Below are 20,169 nucleotides of genomic sequence, written 5' to 3' on the forward strand. Positions count from 1 at the left end.
GGCCCCTTACGCTGCTTCTGCGGCCGGCGCGGCGGAAGCGGCGATGCCGCCGCGGGCAGCGTTGCGCACATGCAAGAAGTATACGTCTTCCAGGTCCGGGGCGATCTGCACGAAGCCGCTGTCGGGCTGGCTGTCGGCAAACACATTGATTTGCGGCTTGCCGCCCACCAGGCGCGTCGACAGCACGTTCAAGGTTTGCTGGTACTGCGCCAGCTCGTCCATGCTGACGCTGCGGCGCCACACCTTGCCCTGCAAGGTGTCGATGGCGGCCTGCGGCTCTCCCTGCACCAGCACCTGGCCCTTGACGATCATGGCCATGCGCGGACACAGGTCCGTCACGTCGTCGACGATGTGCGTCGACAGGATCACCACCACCTGCTCGCCGATCTTGGCCAGCAGGTTCAGGAAGCGGTTGCGCTCGTCCGGGTCCAGGCCCGCCGTCGGTTCATCGACGATCACCAGACGCGGCGCCCCCAGCAGGGCCTGGGCGATGCCGAAGCGCTGGCGCATGCCGCCCGAATACGTGCCCAGGTTGCGCTTGCGTGCTTCCCACAGATTGGTTTGCTGCAGCAAGGCTTCCACGGCTTCCTTGCGCGGACCCTTTTCCGTCAAGCCTTTCAGCACGGCAAAGTGATTGAGCAGGGTTTCCGCGCTCACTTTCGGGTACACGCCGAAATCCTGCGGCAGATAACCGAGCTGGCGGCGCAGGCCGGCCTTGTCCTTGAGGACATCGACGCCATCGAAATGGATGCTGCCGCTATCGGGATCTTGCAAGGTGGCAATGGTGCGCATCAGCGAGGACTTGCCCGCGCCATTTGGTCCCAGCAAGCCGAACATTCCATTGGGAATGTCCAGGCTGACATGGTTGATGGCCTTGACGCCATTGGCATACGTTTTGTTCAGCTGTTTGATCGATAGCATGTGCAGCACTCTCCAGAGCTTGGGTATGAAAGCCGGCAGATGCATGTCTGCCGGTCTGTGGAAGGGGATCACCCTTGTTTTTATCAACCGCGATGGCGGATGTTACTTAAAAACAATAATATATAGCCAATTGGGAGAAAGTTAATGTTTTTGCGACCAAGGGTGGAAATGCCGGGATGAAATGCCGGAGGGAAGGATGAGTGACGTGGTGCTACACTCGCCGGTTTCAATGACGCTGCGGTGCGGAAAAGGTGAGGATATGTCTGCAATGCCAGAAAACATGACTTTGCGCGCCATTGCCGCGGGCGAAGAGGGGGCGCTGGCGCGGCTGTTTCAACTCTACTGTTATGACAATGCCGCCTGGAGCGGCGAAGACGTGCTGGCCGACGGCCGCTACGACGTGTGCGATGCCGGGCTGGCCGAGTATGTGCATGCGCCGGGCCACACGGCGCACTGGATCGAGGTCGACGGCGCCCTGGCGGGCTTTTATATCACCGAGCCGGGCATGGCGGGGGAACTGGCGGTGCGGGAGTTCAGCGACTTTTTTATTCTGAAGAAATACCGGCGCCGAGGCGTGGCGCTGGAAGTGGTGCGCCGGGTGCTGCTGGACAGTGCGCAGACGTGGCTGGTGGCGACGTTTCGCGCCGATGCGCATGCCTGCGCCTTCTGGCGGCAGGCGTTTGCGCGCCTGCCGTTTGCCCGGGTCGAGCCGTGGGACGATCCGGCCTTGCCGCAGTTCCAACTGACCTTGCTGAAACCGGCGGCCTGAGCGTTTAGAAGCGCACCTTCACATACGCCGACGGCCCCGTCAGGCGGATGTTCAGGTCGGCATCGCGTTCGCTGTCGCGGTGCAGCTTGATTTTCGAGATGCCGTAATCGGCCACGAAGCCGATGTTCTTGAACGGAAACCATTCCACGCCGATATTGCCGCCGTAGATGTGGCCGTTGATGCGTCCGCCATTTTTCTTGATGCCCGACGCTTCCGCATACATGCGCAAGTCGGGCGTGAAGGCATGGCGCCAGCCCACTTCCAGCAGCGGTGCGAATGCGTGTTCGCCGATGGAATCGCGCGCCGTGGCCGTCTCGCCATTGACGATGCCGGTGGCCGTGCCGTTCAGGCCGGCGTGGTAGTAGGCGGCGCCCAGGCCGATGCCGAAGGTGTCGTTGCCGCTGCCCAGCCACCATTTATAGGCCAGCTTGGCCAGGTCCAGTTTTAAATCGGCATTCGCCGTGGCCGTGCCGGTGACGGGCTGGCCATTGATGATGGTCTCGCCCGTCAAGCTTGGCGTGTAGGATTTGTCGTAGCGGTAGTAGTCGAATGCCAGGCCATGGCGGTCGCCGATCAGCAAGTCCGCCTTGATGCGCGGGATGGTCGTGTGGCTTGGCTTCGATTCGGGCGCGTCGATGCGGCCAAACTGGGTATCGGCGCCGATATTGATGCGCGGGTCGGCGGAAAACGCGCCCACAGAAATGCTGACACGGTCCAGCGTGGGCGATGGCTCGGCCCGCGCCGTGGCGGCCGCCGTGGCAATGCCCAGCACGCCCAGCATCATGGCGCCGCGCAAGGCGAGGTGGTGCGGGCGTGGTGGGGACAGGCGGGTGGACACGGACATGGCAGACATGGGGCTACTCCTCAAGATAAAGTGAAAACTGTCGCGACGCATGGGGGGCCACGCCGGGCAACAGTGCAATGAGGAAATGGTAGCAACTGTGACATTTAGATTACGTAGCCGCACGGCGCAAATGGCCGTCGGAATTGTCCTACCGCCGGTAAACCAACTGTAACGAATGGTAATGAAGGGATGTAAACGATGCAGCAGATAATGGAACTGGTGACGCCGCGACTGGTGCTGCGCCAATGGCGCGACAGCGACCTGGCGCCATTCGCGGCTTTGAATGCCGATCCCCGCGTGATGGCCTGTTTCCCGGCGCCCCTGGCGCGCGACGCCAGCGACGCCATGGCGCGGCGTTGCAGCGGCCTGATCGCCGAGCGGGGCTGGGGTTTTTGGGCCGTAGCCTTGCGGGAAAACGATGCCTGCATCGGCATGACGGGCTTGCATATTCCCGCTGTGGAACTGCCATGTTCGCCGTGCGTGGAAATCGGCTGGCGCCTGGCGTTCGATTACTGGGGACAAGGTTATGCGCACGAAGCGGCGCAGGCCGCCCTGCAGGCAGGTTACGAGCGCGTGCAGCTGCCGGAAATCGTCGCGTTCACCGCCTTGTCCAACCTGCGTTCGAGCACCCTGATGGCGCGCCTGGGCATGCATCGCGAGCCAGCCACGTTCGAGCATCCGGCCCTGCCGCCGGGGCATCATTTGCGCACGCATTGCCTGTATCGCTTGACGCGCGCAGAATGGTGCGCACGGGAGGGAATCACACCATGAGAATCGCCGCCATTTCCGATATCCACGGCAACCTGGACGCGCTCGAGGCCGTGCTGGCCGACATCGCCCGGCGCGGCGTCGACGTCACCGTCAACCTGGGCGATATCGTCTCGGGCCATCTGCAGCCGCGCGCCACGGCGGCGCGCCTGATGGCGCTCGACTTGCCCACCATCCGCGGCAACCATGAGCGCCAGCTGTTCGGCGACCCGGTCCGCATGGGCGTGTCCGATGCTTTTGCGCGCGCGCACCTGCTGCCGGAACAACTGGACTGGATCGCGGCTCTGCCCGCCACCTTGCGCCTGCGGCATGACGTGCTGCTCGTGCATGGCACGCCGCAAAGTGACCTCGTATATTTTCTCGACAGCGTCACGCCGCAAGGCAGCCGCGCCGCCACGCCGCAGGAGGTGGCCGAACGGGCCGGCGAGGCCGACGCGGCCTTGATCCTGTGCGGCCACACGCACATGCCGCGCCAGGTGCGCCTGGCCGATGGGCGGCTGATCGTCAATCCGGGCAGCGTGGGCTTGCAAGCCTACGACGACGACCACGGATATCCGCACGTGATGGAAAACGGAATGCCGCATGCACGCTATGCGATCGCCGAACAGGGCCTGGACGGCGCCTGGACGGCGCAGTTGCATGCCGTGGAATATGACTGGGACAAGGCGGCCCGGCTGGCGCTGGCCAACGGCCGGCCCGACTGGGTCGTGCCGCTGCGCACGGGCCGGGTCGGCGTGCTTACCTGAACTCTTCGGCCACCAGATTGTACTTCTGCATCTTGTGATACAGGGTCTGTTTCGGCAAACCAAGCACGGCGCTCACTTCGCTGACGTTGCCCGCATATGCGCGCAGTTCCTGTTCGATCAGCGCGCGTTCGAAGCCGTTGACTTGTTCCGCCAGCGACAACGGGCTGGCCTGGCCGCCCGCCAGCAGGCTCGAGGCGCCGCCGGCGATGCCCAGCACGAAGCGGTCGGCGATATTGCGCAGCTCGCGCACGTTGCCCGGCCAGGAGTGGGCCATCAGGTTGCGCATCTGCGCGCTGGAAACCACGGGCGCGGCGCGGTTGTAGCGGGCGGCGGCGGCCAGCACGAAGTGTTCGAACAGGATGGGAATGTCCTCGCGCCGTTCGCGCAGCGGCGGCAGATGCAGCACGATCAAATTCAAACGGTAGTACAGGTCGCTGCGGAATTTCTGTTGCTGCGATAACTCTTCCAGGTCCAGCTTGGCCGCCGCGATGACGCGCACGTCGACGGGCGTGGGCACGTTCGAGCCCAGGCGCTCGATATAGCGTTCCTGCAGCACGCGCAGCAATTTGACTTGCAGGGACAGGGGCAGGCTTTCGATTTCGTCGAGGAAAAACGTGCCTTGATCCGCGTGCTCGATCTTGCCCACCTGCCGCTTGGCCGCGCCCGTGAATGCGCCCGGTTCGTGGCCGAAGACTTCGCTTTCAAATATGCTTTCGGGAATCGCGCCGCAGTTGACGGCGACAAAGTTGTGCTTGCGGCGGTGGCTGAAGTCATGCAGGCAGCGGGCCACCATTTCCTTGCCCGTGCCCGTGTCGCCATAAATCAGCACGTCCGCCGGTTCGTCGGCAACGTCGAGTATCAGACGCCGTATGTCGCGCATCGCCACGGAATTGCCCAGCAGGCGCGATTCGATGCCGCCGCCGTCCTCGAGCTGGCGGCGCAGGCTGTGCACTTCCAGCGTGAGCCGCCGCGTTTCCAGCGCGCGCAGGATGACGTCGACCAGTTGCTCGGATGAGTATGGTTTTTCGATGAAATCGTAGGCGCCCGTGCGCATGGCGTGCACGGCCATGGTGATGTCGCCATGGCCCGTGACGAGGATCACGGGCAGGTTGCCATCGAGCGTCTTGACCGCCTGCAGCAATTCCAGGCCGCTCATGCCGGGCAGGCGCACGTCGCTCACGACGATGCCGGGAAAATCCGGCGTCAGCAGTTTATAGGCCAGCTCGGCCGAGTGGAAGGCCAGCACGTCCAGGCCGGCCAGCTGCAGTGCCTGCTCGCTGCCTTCGCGTACGGTGGGGTCGTCCTCGACCAGCAAGACCTTCAAGCCGTCAAACATGTTTTTCCTCCTGCGTTGCAATCTGTAGTTCGATGGTGAAGATGGCGCCGCCGCCGGGGGCGTTTTCGGCGCGCAGCACGCCGCCGAACTGGCGCGTGATCTGTTCGGAAATGGCCAGTCCCAATCCAAGTCCCAGGCCTTGCGGCTTGGTTGTGAAGAACGGTTCGAACAGGCGTTCGCACACTTCCGTCGACAGGCCCGGCCCCGTGTCGGCCACATGGATCAGCACGTGCTCGGGCGTGGATTCGACGGACACGCGCAGGCTGCGCACGTCGCTGCCATTCATGGCGTCGAGCGCATTCGCGTACAGGTTCACCAGCACTTGCTCCAGGCGGTTGCTTTCGCACATGGCGAAGATGTCTTCCGGCGGCAGTTGCAGGGTGAAACGCACGTTTTCCACCTGCAGCCGGCGTTCGACCAGGAACAGGGCGTTGCTGATCGCCGTGGGGATCGAGACGGAGGTCAGGCTGGTGGTCGACTTGCGCGCAAAAATCTTCAATTGACCCGTAATGGTTCCCATCCTGGCCGCAATTTGCGAGATCTTCGCCAGGTTGCGCCGCGCGTCGTCGAGCCGGCCCCGTTCGAGCAGGATGACGGCGTTGTCGGACATGGTGCGCAGCGCCGTCAGCGGCTGGTTGAGTTCATGCGTGATGCTGGCCGACATTTGCCCCAGCACGGCCATCTTGCCGGCCTGGAACAGTTCGTTTTGCGTGATGTGGAGTTTTTGCTCGGCCTTGCTGCGCACCTCGATTTCCTGGCTCAGGCTTTGCGTCATGGCATTGAGTTCCGAGGTGCGTTCCTCGACCATGGCTTCCAGGTTGTCGTAGGCATGCTGCAAGTCTTCGCGGGCGCGCAATTTTTGCGCCACGGCCGCGCGGCGCTGGCGCAGGTAAAAGAACAGCAGCATGAAAAAGCCCAGCAGCACGCAGGAAAAGGCGGCCGCAGCGCGCGCGCTGGCCTTGGCCTGCGCCAGATCGGACAGGTAAATGAAAGTCCAGCCTTGCGGCGACTTGAGCTTGATCTGCGTCATCACGCTGGAGCTGATCTTCGGCGGCGTGTCGGCGTGTTCCTGCTCGCGCACGCTGATCACGCGCGCCCCATTGCCCAGCTGGCGGTCCGAGACGAAGGGAATGGCTGCCAGCTGCTTCGAGTAATACTGGCGCGTGCGGTTGAGTTCCTCGACGATGGCGGGCGACAGCGGCGCCAGGGTTTTGTATTTCCAGTCCGCCATGGAACTGAGGAAGATCACGCCGTGCTCGTCGGCAAGCATCACCTTGTCGGCGCCTTGCACCCAGCGTTTTTCCAGGTTTTCCAGGTTCACCTTCACCGTTGCCAGGCCCAGCATGTGGCCATTCTGGTAGATGCCGTGGGCAAAGAAGTAACCGGGTTCCAGCCGCGTCGTGCCCACGCCATAGAAGCGGCCCGGCGTGCCGCGCAGCGCGTCCTGGGCGTAAGGGCGGAACGAGATATTGTCGCCAATAAAGCTGTCGGGCTGCTGCCAGTTGCTGGCGGCCCGCGTGTTGCCGTCGAGGTTGCTGATGAAAATGGTCGACGATTTCGCCTGGGCATTCATCTGCTCCAGGTAATGGTTGACCGTATCGACCAGCACCGGGTCTTCCGGGTGCTGCAGCAGGCGGATCACGTCGCGGTTCAGCTCCAGCGTCTTGGGCAGGAAGTCGTATTTTTCCAGCGCATTTTCCAGGCTGCTCACATACACCTCGAGGCGCTGCGCACCGCTGGCCTGCAGCTTGCCGATGGCGATGCGTTCAGTCCAGAAATACACGAGCCAGACGGTGGCCAGACAGGCGGCCAGCACCACGCCCCAGGCCAGCGTTTCGCGGCCCGAGCGTTGCGCCAGGCGCTGGCGCCAGGAAAGGGAGGGTTTCGTAGTACTGCTATTCATAAAATCAGCTGCCAACTTGCAAGAACCCACAGTATCGCATTTAAGCAATCGCGGAAATAAAAAAGCCGCCGGATATACATCCGGCGGCTCACACTTCTATTTGACGGACATCACGACGTCCGACGAAATCGTAGCGAGCGGCAGTGATTTGTGGCTGAGAAGCGCAACCGTACTTTAGTACGGTGAGCATCGCCGGCCGCAAAGCGCGCCGCGCAGTAGATTTTGGCCGACGTCCTTAGAAGGTATGGCGCATGCCCAAGTTAAAGCCGCTGTTGCCGGTGCCATCGTCGGTGGCATTGCCAACCTTGTAGGAAGCGCCGTTCTTGTTGCTGATGTGACCGTAACCTGTGTACAGGTCGCTGCGCTTGGACAGGGCGTAGAAGGCGCCGATGGCCCACTGCTGGGCGTCACGGTTGGCATTGCTCTTGTCGTTGTGGCGGATGTACGAGGCGACCAGCTTGGTGGCGCCGAACGGTGCGCTGAAGCCGACCAGAATGTCATTGCTCTTGCTGTCGTCGAAGGCGCGGTTGTCGGCGTAGCCGAAGTTGCCTTGCAGTACGCCAAAGTCGTAGCGCGTGGCCAGCAGGGTGTTGCGCGTGTGCTTCGCCACCAAATTTTCCTGGCGGTGGTGCGTCAGGGTCACGTTCAGCGGGCCGTCGATGTAATGGACGGCGCCGCCCATGCTGCGGTTTTTCGCATTGTCGCCGGCCACTTCGCCAAAGCCATACGCCAGGTCGGCCGACAGCTTGCTCCAGGTCGGCGTGCTGTATTGCACCATATTATCGATGCGGTAATTCGTCGCCATGATGTTCGACGCCGTGCCGGCCAGGCCGATGACAAACGGATCGGCCACGTCGCGCAGGGCCAGGTAGTACGGCGTATATTGGCGGCCCAGCGTGACGGCGCCGGCGTTGCCGGTCAGGCCGACATATGCCTGGCGGCCGAACAGCCGGCCGCCCTGGCCCGAGGTGCCGGTGTCGATATTGAAACCGCTTTCCAGCACGAAGGTGGCGGCCAGGCCACCGCCCAGGTCTTCCTTGCCCTTGAAGCCAATGCGCGAGCCCGAGGCGATGCCGGAAGCGACGCGGTTCAGGCGGTCGCCGGCCGCATCCTTGTCGAACACCAGGCCGGCGTCAGCCACGCCATACATGGTCACGCTCGATTGCGCCAATGCACCGCCGGAAGCTGCGCCAAGGGCCAGCAGGGTAAACAGGACTTTTTTCATGAAAATCTCTCTAATAAGTTGGAATGACTACTGATCGCACTACCTGACTGCTTGTTACTCAACATCGACAACAAATAAATGGCCCGCTTGTGGCGGGCCATGGCGCTATCAGGCTTTGCTAGCGTGATCCGCTTCGCCCCAATGGCTTTCCGTGTTCAGGTTGGCAGCGTTGGCTGCGGCGGCCTCTTCCTCGGTGGCCAGGCCACCTTCCCACTTGGCGACGACGGCCGTGGCGACGGCATTGCCGACCGCGTTGGTGGCCGAACGGCCCATGTCGAGGAATTGGTCGACGCCCATCAGCAGCAGCAGGCCCGCTTCCGGAATATTGAACTGGTTCAGGGTAGCGGCAATCACCACCAGCGAGGCGCGCGGTACGCCGGCCATGCCTTTCGAGGTCAGCATCAGCAGCAGCAGCATGGTGATCTGGGTACCGATCGACAGGTCGATACCATAGGCTTGCGCGATGAACAGCACGGCAAAGGTGCAGTACATCATCGAGCCGTCGAGATTGAAGGAGTAGCCCATTGGCAACACAAAACTGGAAATCTTGCGGTCCACACCGAACTGGTCGAGCGCCGTCAGCAGCTTTGGATAGGCCGCTTCCGAGCTGGCCGTCGAGAATGCCAGCAGGAACGGTTCGCGGATCAGGCCGACCAGTTTGAAGATGCGCGGGCCGATGACGACGAAGCCGGCGCCGATCAGCAGGGCCCACAGGCACAGCAGGCCAACGTAGAAGCCGCCCATGAACTTGGCGAACGTGACCAGCACGCCCAGGCCGTGGGTGGTGATGACGGAGGCCATCGCGGCGAACACGGCCAGTGGGGCCAGGTTCATGATGGTGCCGGTGATGCGCAGCATGACTTGCGCCAGCTGGTCGACGACGGCCGTCAGGGTCTTGCCCGATTCGCCCAGGCCGGCCAGTGCGCCGCCGAAGAAGATCGAGAACACCAGCACTTGCAGGATTTCATTGTTGGCCATGGCCTCGATCGGCGACTTCGGCACCAGGTGCGTGAAGAAGTCTTTCAAGGTGAAGGCGGCCGTTTTCAGGTTGGTCGAGGCGTGGATGTCCGGTAATGGCAAACCGAGGTTGGTTCCCAGCTGCATCAGGTTCGACAGCACCATGCCCAGCGCCAGAGAGACCAACGAGGCGACGACGAACCAGCACATGGCTTTCAGGCCGATACGGCCTGCCGTCTTGCCGTCACCCATGTGGGCGATGCCGACCGTCAGGGTGGAGAACACCAGCAGCGCAATGATCATCTTGATCAGGCGCAGGAAGACGTCGGTGACGATGGAAATATTGCCAGCGATTTGCGCGCTGAGCTTGGCATCAGGGAAGGCGGTGTTGCATCCATAACCGACGGCAATGCCGAGGATCATGGCAATCAGGATGTACAGGGTTAATGGCCGTTTCTTTTTCATTTTGACTCCTCCGGTGAAACGCCGCTGTGAGCGGATTATTGATAGCGAGCAACTCAAGCTTGGAGTCAATATTTCTCAAAAACAAGCCCTTGCGTGCCAGCGATTATTTGCAGCAAAACCTGTACATAGCAAAGGATATGCCTGAAATGGAAATTTGGGACCTAACTTCTTAAGTTGTTGATTTAAGGAAGCTTTTTTTGTTGTTTAGATGTCGCAACTTGGCGTGCTTGCGCGAAATATTGGACGCGGCGGGACATCGCTGTATGACTTTTCATACGCTAGTCGCGGCAGGGCGGCGGTGCGCCAAAAAGACAAGATTATCAGGACAATAAAAAAGCCCCTCCGAAGAGGGGCTTGATGTGACGCAATGCGTGTTCTCTTGATGTTAGAACTTGATATTGGCCGTCAGGCTGAACGAACGTGGCTGGCCCGGGGTGTAGCGGAAGCCGGACTTGTTGATGGCCGCCACGTAGGTCTTGTCGGCCAGGTTGTAGGCGTTCAACTGCAAGTCGAGGTTTTTGTTGACGGTGTAGGTTGCCATGGCGTCGAAGACCCAGTAGGCATCCACGCGGGCCGGCGTGCCGACGGCGCCATCGGTGCCGCGCAGCATTTCACCCACGTAACGCGCGCCGCCGCCGATCTTCAGGCCAAACGGCAGGGTGTACGAAGTCCAGCCGGTGAACGCCTGTTTCGGCGTGTAGCTGAGGTTATTGATGCCGCTGGCCGTGACGACCTTGCCAGACTCGACCTTGGTATTCATGCGCGTGTAGCCGGCGCTGACTAGCCAGTTCGGCATGATCTCGCCCACCATGCCGATTTCGACGCCCTGCACGCGTTTCTTGCCATTCTGATAGTAGATCAGGTCGACGGGATCTTGCTCTACTTCATTTTTCACGTCCGTCTGGTAGACGGCGGCCGACAGCGACAGTTTTTGTTTCAGGAAATCCCACTTGGTGCCGATTTCCTTGGTGGTGGTTTCCTGCGGATCATAGATCGGATTTTGCGCGCTGCTGGCACCCGTGCTCAGCGCGAAGTTGGTGCCCGGCGGCGCCTTCGAGGTGGCCCACAGCGCATACACGCTGCTGTCCGGCGTCGGCTTGTACAGGGCCGAGATCTTTCCGTTGGCGAAGGTGTCGTTCAGGGTGATGTGAACAGGAATAGGGGTGCCTACCGGCAATTTTTGCACCTGGCCTGCGGCGACGGCCGTTTGCAGGGTGACGGCGTCATAGCTGGTGTTGAAATGGTCGAAGCGCACGCCGCCGTTGAAGATCCATTTGTCGCCGAACTTGACGGTGTCGAAGACATAGGCGCTTTGCGTGTTGACTTCGCCTTGGCTGTAGGCGCCGCTGCGCACGGGCTGGTAGCCGGTGACGGGATCGCGCGGGTTCGGATGGTACAGATTGGCGTCCGGCATGGTGCCCAGGCTGGCAGGCACATAGCTGTAGTTGGTCTGCTTTTCGCTGGTGAATTCGGCGCCGGCCACCACGGAGTGCTTGAGCACGCCCGTATCGAATTGCGCGCTGACCACGGTCTGGTTGGTCAGGATCGTGTTTTCCTGATCCTTCACGGTGCGCAGCGAGCGCGCCAGGGTCCAGGTCGACGGATCGGTGGCCACCGGCGTCTTCAGGTTGGCGGTGCTGCCCATGAAGGCTGTCAACAGGTAATCCTGCTTGGTCTTGCCGTAGCGCGTGGTGTTCTGAATCTGCACGTTGGGCGAGAAATCATGATCGATGCGCAAGGTGCCCATGTCGGCCTTGACCTTGTCGTGGTCCGCGGTGGAGCCGTAGAAATTCTTCGGATCGACCTTGGCGGCGCTATTCAGGAAGGTGCGGATGACCTTGTTCGTCGGCGTGATACTGTCCGGCGTGCTGTACCCGGGCAAGCCGATGGTGGGCACGAAGCCGTCGGGCACGTTATTCTGATCCACGTGCAGGTAGCTGGCCGTGATGCGCGTCGGCTTGCCGATGCCGAAGGTGATGGTGGGCGCGAAGGCCCAGCGCTTGTTCTTGACTTCGTCGCGCGCCGGGTTGCCGCTGTCCTGCGTCATCAGGTTCAGGCGCATTGCCGTGCCCGAGTCGCTGTCGAGGACGCGGTTCCAGTCGGCCGTGGCGCGTTTCTGCTTGCCGCTGCCCGCCGTCAGCAGCGCATTGAACTTGTTTTCCATGGTGGCCGTCTTGCTGACCAGGTTGATCGAACCGGTGGGCGAACCGCGGCCGCTGTCCGTGCCCGCCGGGCCTTTCAGCACGTCGATCTGTTCGATGTTGAAGACGTCGCGCGAGATGGAGCCCACGTCGCGCACGCCATCGACATAGATGCTGCCCGACGCATCGAAGCCGCGCATGTAGACGGCGTCGCCCGTGTTCGTGTTGCCGTTTTCGCCGAGGAAGAAGGTACCGACGCCGGGCGTATTGCGCAGCGCATCCGTCAAGGTCAGCGCGCCTTGCTGTTCGATCAATTCCTTCTTGATCACGACGATGGTTTGCGCCGTGTTGACCAACTCTTCCGTGTATTTCGGCGACGAGGCTTTTTCGGCCTTGAAATCATTTTCCTTGGAACCCACGACCTTGATTTCGTTCAGGGTTTGCTGCGATGCGGGCGCGCTTTGACCGGCCGGGTCGGCCGCCTGGGCGGCGACGGGCAGCAGCATCACGGCCAGGGCGGCGCCGATGTGCTGGTTGAAACGGGTTGGGGCGTGTTTGCGGCTCTTGATTGCCATCTTGCTCTCTCGATAAGGTCAGGGTAGTGGTTCCTGGCTGGCTCTGCACCGCAGTGTGTTGGCACGCGGGCAAGTGGCTGGCGATGGAGACGGAATAGGCGGTATTGTAATAACTGGGCGCTATTTCGTAAATGAGAATCGTTATCAGTATCATTTGCGCAACGGATGGGGGGTGCCGCGAAAAAAACCGTGGTCCTGGCCCATGAGTGCTTGCTTTGCGGCCCGGGCGCTGCTATGCGCGCAAGCGTCCGGCAGCGGGAGTATGATGAGCAACCTTTACAAATTTCTTCCGAGCATGCTGCAGACTCCCGATGCCTTCGTCCCCCTGATCGACGCGCCCGAACCGGCCCCGGCCGCCAGCGAGACGCTCACTTTTGTCTTCCACCGCGGGCGCCTGCTGTTGCGTACGCCGGAACTGTCCCTGCCCACCGCGGCGGAGGCGGCCGCGCTCGATATCGACTTGCGCCGCGCCCAGCCCGTGGGCTTGTGGCAGGGCCGCTATTGCCAGACCGTCTGGACGGATGACGACGCCTTGCCCGCTGCCGGCAACCTGACCTGGCACGGCATGCGCTCGCTTTTCAATGCCGTCGACGACGCTTTCCTGGGGCTGGCCAGCCGCGCCGTGCAACTGGCCGAGTGGGCGCGCACGCACCGTCATTGCGGCGTGTGCGCCACGCCCATGCAGCGCACGCGCGGCGAACGCTGCTTCACATGCGCCGCCTGCGGCATGCTCGCGTACCCGCGCATTTCTCCCGCCATGATGGTGCTCATCCGCAAGGGTGAGCAGGTGTTGCTGGCCATGCACAAGCACTCGCCATCGCAGCGCTTCAGTCCGCTTGCCGGTTTCCTGGAAGCGGGTGAATCGATCGAGGAAGCCGTGCACCGTGAAGTGATGGAAGAGGTGGGCTTGCGCGTGCATAACTTGCAGTACTTCATGAGCCAATCCTGGCCGTTTCCCCATTCGCTGATGATCGCGTTTACGGCCGATTACCTCGACGGCGAGATCCGCCTGGACGAGAACGAGATCGCCGAGGCGCGCTGGTTCGGCCCCGGCGATGCGTGGCCGGAAGCGAGTTCCAGCGTGTCGATTTCGGCGCTGCTGGTGCAGGCACACCGTCCGCCGGCGCAGTAGCAAAGCAGTGGCTGCTCAGGCAGCTTGCCGCATTTTCTATATACTGGCGGCAATTGAAAATTTTAGGGTGGTTTAGCATGTCTCAAGAAGAATTCTCCGAAAACGACTGGCGCCGGCTGATCAGCAGCTTTGGCGAAGATCCGCAGCGTCCTGGCTTGCTGGAAACGCCGGCGCGCGTGGCCAAGGCGTGGAAACATTGGACCTCCGGCTATGGCCAGGATCCGGTGGATTTGCTGAAAGCCTTTGAAGATGGCGCGGAACAGTACAACGAGTTGATCGTCGTGCGCGGCATCCCCGTCTACAGCCATTGCGAACACCATCTGGCGCCATTTTTCGGCAAGGCCACCATCGGCTACGTGCCCAACGGCAAGATCGTCGGCCTGTCGAAGCTGACGCGCCTCGTCGATTGCTTCTCCAAGCGCCTGCAAGTGCAGGAACGCATGACGATGCAGATCGCCAATGCGTTGATGGAAGTGCTGGAACCGAAATCGGTGGGCGTGGTCGTACGCTGCCGTCACCTGTGTATGGAAAGCCGCGGCATCCGCACGCCGGGCGAAGAAACCATCACCTCGGCCATGCTGGGCGAGATGCAGCCGAACCTGGCGCTGCGCACGGAATTTCTGGCGCTGGCGCGCGAAAGCTGATTTTTCGGCGACGATGCATGGCGAAGGCGGCATATGCCGCCTTTTTTCATGCGCTTTCATATTCTCTTGGATTCCCGTTCCGCCAGGTAGCGCGCCGGTGGCTTGCCGACGGCCTTGCGGAACATGGTGACAAAGCCGCTGGTGTTTTCATAGCCGAGTTCCAGCGCCACGGCTTTCACGCTGCGCCCTTGCGCCAGCCGTTGCAAGGCAAGGATGACGTGCAATTGCCGGCGCCAGCGGCCCACGCTCATGCCCATTTCCTCCAGTGACTGCCGGGTCATGCTGCGCTCGCTCATGCCGATGCGGCTGGCCCATTCGGCCAGGGTGCTTTTGTCGGCCGGCTGCGCCAGCAGCAGGGCGGCCAGGCGGCGCAGGCGCGCATCGCGCGGCATCGGCAAATGCAAGTCTTCCACGGGCGCGGCCGCCAGTTCGTCGAGCAGCGTGAGCACCAGGCGCTCCTGCGCGCCCTGCAGCGCGGCCAGGGTGGGAAAGCCGGCCGCCTTGGCGATCAGTTCGCGCAGCAATGGCGAGACGGCCACGGTGCAGCAGACGGCGGGCAAGGCCGGCGCCATCGCCGGCTCGACAAACAGGCAATAGCATTGCGCCTCGCCCACGCCCTGTGCGGCGTGCATCAGGCCGCCCGGTATCCACACGGCGCACTGGGGCGGCACGATCCACACGCCGCTGTCCACTTCACAATGAATCACGCCACGCGTGGCGTACAGCAGCTGCCCCTTGCGGTGCTGGTGCGGCGCCTGTTCCGTGTCCTCGCGCACGCTGGCCAGGCCCACGGCCAGCAAGGGCCGCAGCACGCCATCGACGTCGAAATCGAGGATGGAGGCGTCATCGTCCAGGCCCAGGTGGGCCATCAGCATGTTGGGCAAGAGGGCATGGGGCATGGGAATACTTTGGCTGGATTGAATAATAACGTGGCTATTTTATGCAATGACGCGCAGTACCGCCAACGGTATCGTATGGGCATCCGCAGCCCCGCTTCAACGGCAACTGCCGCCGCCAGTGTTCTGATGAAGGTGAGGAAGAACGGCAACCCCTGAAGGAGTCTCCCATGCAACTCGATTTGTCCACTTTTCCCTTCGTCTGGATGCGCCGCGACGGCGCATCCGGCGCCCAGGCCGATGTGCTGTTCGCCCAGTTCGAGGCCCTGCTGGCGCGCCGGCAAGCGTTTGTCATCCTCAGCGAGGAAGGTTTTGATGAAGACGGGCATGCACACCCGCAGGCGGAGCGCAAGCGCACATCGCTGTGGATGAAGCAGAACAAGGCCGCCATCCGCGCGTACATCCAGGGCATGGTGCTGATCGAACCGAGCGCGGCCAAGCGACTGGCCGGCAAGGCTTTTGCCGTGTTATTTGGCAAGTTCTGGGGCTACCCCCTGCATTTCGGCACCAGCCGCGACGACGCGCTCGACATTGCCCAGCATTTGATCAGGGCCTGGCTGCCGCCAAGGGAGGGCTGGCAAACTCAAGAGCACCTGACAAAACCGTAGCGAGCGGCAGTGATTTGTGGCTAAGAAGCGCAACCGTACTTCTAGTACGGTGAGCATCGCAGGCCGCAAAGCGCGCCGCGCAGTAGGTTTGGTCAGGTGTTTTAGTAGCGATAATCGTTGACGAAGTGTTTTGTAAAGTTGTACTTGCTGCCGCCGTCGAGCAGGTCGACCAGGCGTTTCGGCGCCGAGGCCGACATGAAGGCGTCGGCCGCGCCGCCCGTGCTGCGGAATTTCATGCCGGGGCTGAGGATCTGGTTGGCGCCGATCTTCAGGTGCTGGAAGCTTTTCGTCTTCTCGTTATTGAGGATGAAGTGCAATTCCTGCTTGAACGTCAGGAAGGGGATCTTCAGCCACCAGCCTTCGTCCGTGCCATAGCTGGCGACGCTGGCAAAATGCGTGTTCTTGTCCGTCAGGGTGGGTTTGCCCAGGCGGTCGTTGATGCGTTTCATGGCTTCATTCTTGGTCATGCTGTGCTTTCGTGATTCGATCTATGCGGCGTGCATTCTGACACAGGCGCGCCGCCGCGTGCCGGGGAATGCATTACAACAGCAAAATCAGCGAGCCGAGCACGATCAAGCCGCCGCCGATGGCCGCTTTCACGGTGAACGGTTCGCCCAGCACGAGCCAGCCGGCCAGCATCACCAGCGCCACGCTGAGCTTGTCGACGGGCGCCACCAGCGAGACGGGACCCAGCTGCAGCGCACGGAAATAGCAGAGCCACGACAGCCCCGTGGCCACGCCCGAAGCGATCAGGCAAGTCCAGCCCACCCAATTGCCGCCGGACGGGCGCTGCCATTCCGCGCGCAGCGAGATGATGGCTGCCGTCACCAGCAGGATCACGCCCGTGCGTATCAACGTGGCCATATTGCTGTTCAGGTGGGCCACGCCCAGCTTGCCCAGGATGGCCGTCAGGGCCGCGAACACGGCCGACAGGATGGCAAAGCCTTGCCAGGTGAAAGTGGTCGACATGGGGCTCCTTGCGCGGTGGCGACGTCAGATCGACTGTAGCGTAGCACGCTGATCGGGAAAAAACCTATTGCGGTGCAGCATCAATTCTCATCAATTGTCGCAACGCATTAACAACACCGGGCAAAAAACATTGCTTATCGGCATTGTAAATATCGGTCGTTCAAGCGTATGCTGAAGCAGTCTGAACGGTGCCGCCAGAGCACCGTCGCCGCCGCATTGCTGGCCTGTCGAGCAGGAAGCGGGTCACGCCCCATCGCCGCAAATAGATAGTTGGAGACACAGCATGAAGAAATTGACGTTCCAGCAGAAGTTATGGATTCCCCTGATTTGCAGCCTGTTGTGCATCACCGTTATTTTTGTCTACAACGCCCTGGAAGTGCGCAAGATCCGTATCGAAGAGCGCAGCGCCGACCTGAGCAATGCCGCCGACCTGGGCCTGGGCGCCGTCAAGATGTTCGGCGACCTGGCCGCCAGCGGCGCCTTGACGAAGGAAGAAGCGCAGAAGCAAGCCACCGCCGTCATCAAGAGCATGCGTTTCGGCGAGACCGGTTATTTGTCCATCATCAACCTCGATGCCGTCGTCGTGATGAATCCCGCCGCGCCGCAAACGAATGGCAAGAACATGGCCGATTTCAAAGATGCCAACGGCACCTATCTGTACCGCGACATCGTTGCCGTCGGCAAGAGCGATGCGGGCAAGGGCTTCGTCCACTATTATTTCCCCCGTCCCGGCCAGAAAAATCCGGAACCGAAGATGAGCCGCGTGGTGGCCTATAAACCGTGGGCATGGACCCTGGTGGTGGGCGTCTACATGGACGATATCGACGCGGCCTTCCGCCAGTCGCTGCTGACTTCGCTGGGCGTGCTGTTGCTCGTGTGCGCGCTGCTGGCCGCCGTCGTCGTGGCCATCAACCGCAGCCTGCGCCATGCGCTGGGCGGCGATCCCGAATATGCGGCCGACGTGGCTGCCCAGATCGCGAATAACGATCTGAGCGGTGCCGTGCGCACGCATGCCAACGACCGCCACAGCGTGCTGTATGCGATGAAAACCATGCAGGCCAACCTGGTCGATGCGATCAGTGAAATCCGCCATAGCGCCGAGACGATCGCCACGGCATCGAGCGAGATTGCCAGCGGCAATATGGACTTGTCGGCGCGCACGGAAATGCAAGCCAGTTCGCTGGAAGAAACGGCGGCGTCGATGGAGGAATTGACTTCGACCGTGACACAAAACGCGGGCAATGCCGTGCAGGCGAATGAACTGGCGCAGTCCGCTTCCGCCGTGGCCCGCCAGGGTGGCGCCGTGGTGGCGCAAGTGATCGGCACCATGGACACCATCAACGCCTCGTCGCGCAAGATCGTCGACATCATCGGCGTCATCGACGGCATCGCCTTCCAGACGAATATCCTGGCCTTGAATGCGGCCGTCGAGGCGGCGCGTGCCGGTGAGCAGGGACGCGGCTTTGCCGTGGTGGCGTCGGAAGTGCGCAATCTGGCGCAGCGCTCGGCGGGCGCGGCGAAGGAAATCAAGGAACTCATCGGCGCTTCCGTCGACAGCATCGCGGCCGGCAGCACGCTCGTCGCACAGGCGGGCACGACCATGGATCAGGTGGTCGCTTCCGTCTCGCGCGTGACCGACATCATGGCCGACATCACGGCCGCTTCGCACGAGCAAAGCACGGGCATCGGCCACGTCAACCAGGCGATCACGGAGATGGATAGCGTGACGCAGCAAAATGCGGCGCTGGTGGAAGAGGCGGCGGCGGCGGCGTCGAGCATGCAGGACCAGGCGGCCGTGCTGGCGCAACTGGTGGCGCGCTTCAAACTGTCGGCGCATGAGGGTGGTGCGGCGGCGCCGCGCCTGGCGGCCGCTGGCGCGCCACGCGCCGTGGCGAAAAAACCGCTGCGCAGCCTGGCGGCGCGCTAGGGGTTTCGTTAAGGACTTACTGGGCGGGCGCCGCCGCTTGCGGCGCCGGTTCGAATTCCAGCTTGTCATCGACGACCACGAATTGCCCGACCGGCTGGCCCAGGTCGGCTTTCGGGTCGTTTTCCATTTCCGTCAGCGCATTGCAGGTATTCGTTTCCGCCTGCCACAGCTGCTTGCCCATGCGGATATTCCATATGCCATCGCCGGCCGCGAACAGCTCGACGGTGATGTCGGCCGGCGCATCCGTCGACAGGGTATGCAGGCGCTGGCATTGCGGCAGATTGGTCGCCATCAGCTGCACTTCCACGGTATCTTGCCAAAAATAACGTTGCTGGCGGCGCACGGTCAGGGAATGGTCTTGCCCATCGAACATGTAGATGGCGAAGTCCTGGACACAGCCTGACAGCAGGACGGACAGCGTGACGATCAGGAGTTTGCGCATGGTCGGCTTTCTTGGTTTGTGCTCGGGAATGTCGGGATGCCTGCTTGACGGTGCTAGTGGGCACTTGCCCTGACTGGGCGCCGTCTTGTTTTTCGCTTACGTGGCATTATATCCATGCATATCAGTTGCGGCGCGACAATAGTGATGCCAAGTCCGCTTGCCCCACCGCTTGCCCCACCTATCTACCTGGAAAGACCACGATGATCGACCTGTATTACTGGACCACGCCCAACGGGCACAAAGTGACGATGTTCCTGGAAGAAGCGGGCATCCCCTACAACATCATTCCCGTGCATATCGGCAAGGGGGAACAGTTCAAGCCCGAGTTTCTCGCCATCGCGCCGAACAATCGCATTCCCGCCATCGTCGACCAGGCGCCGGCCGATGGCGGTGCACCGCTGTCCCTGTTCGAGTCGGGGGCGATTCTGCAATATCTGGCCGAGAAAAGCGGGCAATTCCTGCCGATGGATGTGCGCGGACGCGCCGAAGTCATGCAATGGCTGTTCTGGCAAATGGGCGGCCTGGGCCCCATGGCAGGGCAAAACCACCATTTCGTGCAATACGCGCCCGAACCCATCGAGTACGCCATCACGCGCTACGTCAATGAAACGAATCGGCTATACGGCGTGCTGAACAAGCGCCTGGCCGACCGCGAGTTTGTTGCCGGCGACAGCTATTCCATCGCCGACATGGCCATCTACCCGTGGATCGTGCCGCATGCGCGCCAGCGCCAGAAGCTGGAAGATTTCCCGCACCTGGCGCGCTGGTTCGCGGCCATCGCCGCCCGTCCCGCCACCGTGCGCGCGTATGCCCGCGCCGCCGAAATCAACGTGCAGCCCACCGTCAGCGAGGACGCGAAAAGCGTGCTGTTCGGCCAGACGGCGAAGACGCTGGGCTGATC

At 62.0% G+C, this 20,169-nt stretch carries 19 protein-coding genes; 8 read left to right on the plus strand and 11 right to left on the minus strand.

The window, feature by feature from the left end:
* Positions 1 to 6: 6 nt before the first annotated feature.
* A complete protein-coding gene (locus GCN78_RS17670; RefSeq protein WP_152252841.1) occupies positions 7 to 921 on the minus strand; it encodes an ABC transporter ATP-binding protein in 915 nt (304 codons plus the stop codon).
* Between the two features lie 259 nt (positions 922 to 1,180).
* Between GCN78_RS17670 and GCN78_RS17675 the strand changes: the two genes are divergently transcribed.
* Positions 1,181 to 1,690 (plus strand): GNAT family N-acetyltransferase, encoded by a 510-nt coding sequence (locus GCN78_RS17675; RefSeq protein WP_152252842.1) that lies wholly within the window; start codon positions 1,181 to 1,183, stop codon positions 1,688 to 1,690.
* A gap of 4 nt (positions 1,691 to 1,694) precedes the next feature.
* On the opposite strand, the gene GCN78_RS17680 is transcribed toward GCN78_RS17675, so the two are convergent.
* Positions 1,695 to 2,543: a porin family protein gene (locus GCN78_RS17680; RefSeq protein ID WP_152252843.1), complete on the minus strand. Its 849-nt coding sequence runs from the start codon at positions 2,541 to 2,543 to the stop codon at positions 1,695 to 1,697.
* Positions 2,544 to 2,732: 189 nt separating this feature from the next.
* Between GCN78_RS17680 and GCN78_RS17685 the strand changes: the two genes are divergently transcribed.
* Together GCN78_RS17685 and GCN78_RS17690 are read left to right on the plus strand one after the other, a co-directional pair.
* The gene (locus GCN78_RS17685) at positions 2,733 to 3,305 is read left to right on the plus strand and encodes a GNAT family N-acetyltransferase (protein ID WP_152252844.1); all 573 of its coding nucleotides are present in this window, start codon (positions 2,733 to 2,735) and stop codon (positions 3,303 to 3,305) included.
* Complete coding sequence (locus tag GCN78_RS17690; protein ID WP_152252845.1) at positions 3,302 to 4,048, plus strand: metallophosphoesterase family protein; 747 nt, start codon at positions 3,302 to 3,304, stop codon at positions 4,046 to 4,048. The genes GCN78_RS17685 and GCN78_RS17690 overlap by 4 nt, the downstream gene beginning before the upstream one ends.
* On the opposite strand, the gene GCN78_RS17695 is transcribed toward GCN78_RS17690, so the two are convergent.
* From GCN78_RS17695 to GCN78_RS17715, 5 genes are all read right to left on the minus strand, one after another.
* Positions 4,041 to 5,384 carry a sigma-54-dependent transcriptional regulator gene (locus GCN78_RS17695; RefSeq protein ID WP_152252846.1) on the minus strand — a complete coding sequence of 448 codons (1,344 nt, stop codon included), beginning with the start codon at positions 5,382 to 5,384 and terminating at the stop codon, positions 4,041 to 4,043. The genes GCN78_RS17690 and GCN78_RS17695 overlap by 8 nt on opposite strands.
* Positions 5,377 to 7,287: a sensor histidine kinase gene (locus GCN78_RS17700; RefSeq protein ID WP_152252847.1), complete on the minus strand. Its 1,911-nt coding sequence runs from the start codon at positions 7,285 to 7,287 to the stop codon at positions 5,377 to 5,379. The genes GCN78_RS17695 and GCN78_RS17700 overlap by 8 nt, the downstream gene beginning before the upstream one ends.
* 235 nt (positions 7,288 to 7,522) lie before the next feature.
* On the minus strand, positions 7,523 to 8,512 hold the full coding sequence (locus tag GCN78_RS17705; protein WP_152252848.1) for a porin: 990 nt from the start codon (positions 8,510 to 8,512) through the stop codon (positions 7,523 to 7,525).
* Positions 8,513 to 8,620: 108 nt separating this feature from the next.
* Complete coding sequence (locus GCN78_RS17710) at positions 8,621 to 9,934, minus strand: dicarboxylate/amino acid:cation symporter (protein ID WP_152252849.1); 1,314 nt, start codon at positions 9,932 to 9,934, stop codon at positions 8,621 to 8,623.
* A gap of 385 nt (positions 9,935 to 10,319) precedes the next feature.
* Positions 10,320 to 12,650, minus strand: coding sequence for a catecholate siderophore receptor Fiu (locus GCN78_RS17715; protein ID WP_152252850.1), 2,331 nt, complete (start codon positions 12,648 to 12,650; stop codon positions 10,320 to 10,322).
* Positions 12,651 to 12,945: 295 nt separating this feature from the next.
* Between GCN78_RS17715 and nudC the strand changes: the two genes are divergently transcribed.
* Positions 12,946 to 13,782, plus strand: coding sequence for an NAD(+) diphosphatase (nudC, locus tag GCN78_RS17720; RefSeq protein WP_152252909.1), 837 nt, complete (start codon positions 12,946 to 12,948; stop codon positions 13,780 to 13,782).
* Between the two features lie 77 nt (positions 13,783 to 13,859).
* Positions 13,860 to 14,426 carry a GTP cyclohydrolase I FolE gene (gene folE / locus GCN78_RS17725; RefSeq protein ID WP_034754386.1) on the plus strand — a complete coding sequence of 189 codons (567 nt, stop codon included), beginning with the start codon at positions 13,860 to 13,862 and terminating at the stop codon, positions 14,424 to 14,426.
* A gap of 56 nt (positions 14,427 to 14,482) precedes the next feature.
* Here the strand turns inward: folE and GCN78_RS17730 are convergent, their stop codons facing one another.
* Positions 14,483 to 15,325, minus strand: coding sequence for an AraC family transcriptional regulator (locus tag GCN78_RS17730; RefSeq protein WP_226939691.1), 843 nt, complete (start codon positions 15,323 to 15,325; stop codon positions 14,483 to 14,485).
* 167 nt (positions 15,326 to 15,492) lie between these two features.
* Between GCN78_RS17730 and GCN78_RS17735 the strand changes: the two genes are divergently transcribed.
* The gene (locus GCN78_RS17735) at positions 15,493 to 15,930 is read left to right on the plus strand and encodes a hypothetical protein (protein ID WP_152252851.1); all 438 of its coding nucleotides are present in this window, start codon (positions 15,493 to 15,495) and stop codon (positions 15,928 to 15,930) included.
* A gap of 101 nt (positions 15,931 to 16,031) precedes the next feature.
* Here the strand turns inward: GCN78_RS17735 and GCN78_RS17740 are convergent, their stop codons facing one another.
* Both GCN78_RS17740 and GCN78_RS17745 read right to left on the minus strand, forming a co-directional pair.
* The gene (locus GCN78_RS17740; protein ID WP_034781254.1) at positions 16,032 to 16,397 is read right to left on the minus strand and encodes a hypothetical protein; all 366 of its coding nucleotides are present in this window, start codon (positions 16,395 to 16,397) and stop codon (positions 16,032 to 16,034) included.
* 73 nt (positions 16,398 to 16,470) lie between these two features.
* Positions 16,471 to 16,899 (minus strand): EamA family transporter, encoded by a 429-nt coding sequence (locus tag GCN78_RS17745; protein WP_152252852.1) that lies wholly within the window; start codon positions 16,897 to 16,899, stop codon positions 16,471 to 16,473.
* A gap of 283 nt (positions 16,900 to 17,182) precedes the next feature.
* On the opposite strand from GCN78_RS17745, the gene GCN78_RS17750 reads away from it, so the two are divergent.
* Positions 17,183 to 18,826 carry a methyl-accepting chemotaxis protein gene (locus GCN78_RS17750; protein ID WP_152252853.1) on the plus strand — a complete coding sequence of 548 codons (1,644 nt, stop codon included), beginning with the start codon at positions 17,183 to 17,185 and terminating at the stop codon, positions 18,824 to 18,826.
* 16 nt (positions 18,827 to 18,842) lie between these two features.
* Here GCN78_RS17750 and GCN78_RS17755 read toward each other — a convergent pair whose 3' ends face one another.
* The gene (locus GCN78_RS17755) at positions 18,843 to 19,268 is read right to left on the minus strand and encodes a hypothetical protein (protein WP_034781263.1); all 426 of its coding nucleotides are present in this window, start codon (positions 19,266 to 19,268) and stop codon (positions 18,843 to 18,845) included.
* Between the two features lie 200 nt (positions 19,269 to 19,468).
* On the opposite strand from GCN78_RS17755, the gene GCN78_RS17760 reads away from it, so the two are divergent.
* Positions 19,469 to 20,167, plus strand: coding sequence for a glutathione binding-like protein (locus GCN78_RS17760; protein WP_152252854.1), 699 nt, complete (start codon positions 19,469 to 19,471; stop codon positions 20,165 to 20,167).
* Positions 20,168 to 20,169 lie beyond the last annotated feature (2 nt).

Origin of the sequence: Janthinobacterium rivuli (assembly GCF_009208735.1) — a bacterium.
GTDB lineage: Bacteria > Pseudomonadota > Gammaproteobacteria > Burkholderiales > Burkholderiaceae_D > Janthinobacterium.

Coding starts and splice junctions, on each gene's coding strand:
- GCN78_RS17700 (WP_152252847.1), bottom strand. CDS start 7,287: ATGAATAGCAGTACTACGAAACCCTCCCTTTCCTGGCGCCAGCGCCTG.
- GCN78_RS17735 (WP_152252851.1), top strand. CDS start 15,493: ATGCAACTCGATTTGTCCACTTTTCCCTTCGTCTGGATGCGCCGCGAC.
- GCN78_RS17730 (WP_226939691.1), bottom strand. CDS start 15,325: ATGCCCCATGCCCTCTTGCCCAACATGCTGATGGCCCACCTGGGCCTG.
- GCN78_RS17710 (WP_152252849.1), bottom strand. CDS start 9,934: ATGAAAAAGAAACGGCCATTAACCCTGTACATCCTGATTGCCATGATC.
- GCN78_RS17695 (WP_152252846.1), bottom strand. CDS start 5,384: ATGTTTGACGGCTTGAAGGTCTTGCTGGTCGAGGACGACCCCACCGTA.
- GCN78_RS17690 (WP_152252845.1), top strand. CDS start 3,302: ATGAGAATCGCCGCCATTTCCGATATCCACGGCAACCTGGACGCGCTC.
- GCN78_RS17675 (WP_152252842.1), top strand. CDS start 1,181: ATGTCTGCAATGCCAGAAAACATGACTTTGCGCGCCATTGCCGCGGGC.
- GCN78_RS17680 (WP_152252843.1), bottom strand. CDS start 2,543: ATGTCTGCCATGTCCGTGTCCACCCGCCTGTCCCCACCACGCCCGCAC.
- GCN78_RS17685 (WP_152252844.1), top strand. CDS start 2,733: ATGCAGCAGATAATGGAACTGGTGACGCCGCGACTGGTGCTGCGCCAA.
- nudC (WP_152252909.1), top strand. CDS start 12,946: ATGCTGCAGACTCCCGATGCCTTCGTCCCCCTGATCGACGCGCCCGAA.
- GCN78_RS17755 (WP_034781263.1), bottom strand. CDS start 19,268: ATGCGCAAACTCCTGATCGTCACGCTGTCCGTCCTGCTGTCAGGCTGT.
- GCN78_RS17745 (WP_152252852.1), bottom strand. CDS start 16,899: ATGTCGACCACTTTCACCTGGCAAGGCTTTGCCATCCTGTCGGCCGTG.
- GCN78_RS17740 (WP_034781254.1), bottom strand. CDS start 16,397: ATGACCAAGAATGAAGCCATGAAACGCATCAACGACCGCCTGGGCAAA.
- GCN78_RS17715 (WP_152252850.1), bottom strand. CDS start 12,650: ATGGCAATCAAGAGCCGCAAACACGCCCCAACCCGTTTCAACCAGCAC.
- folE (WP_034754386.1), top strand. CDS start 13,860: ATGTCTCAAGAAGAATTCTCCGAAAACGACTGGCGCCGGCTGATCAGC.
- GCN78_RS17760 (WP_152252854.1), top strand. CDS start 19,469: ATGATCGACCTGTATTACTGGACCACGCCCAACGGGCACAAAGTGACG.
- GCN78_RS17750 (WP_152252853.1), top strand. CDS start 17,183: ATGAAGAAATTGACGTTCCAGCAGAAGTTATGGATTCCCCTGATTTGC.
- GCN78_RS17705 (WP_152252848.1), bottom strand. CDS start 8,512: ATGAAAAAAGTCCTGTTTACCCTGCTGGCCCTTGGCGCAGCTTCCGGC.
- GCN78_RS17670 (WP_152252841.1), bottom strand. CDS start 921: ATGCTATCGATCAAACAGCTGAACAAAACGTATGCCAATGGCGTCAAG.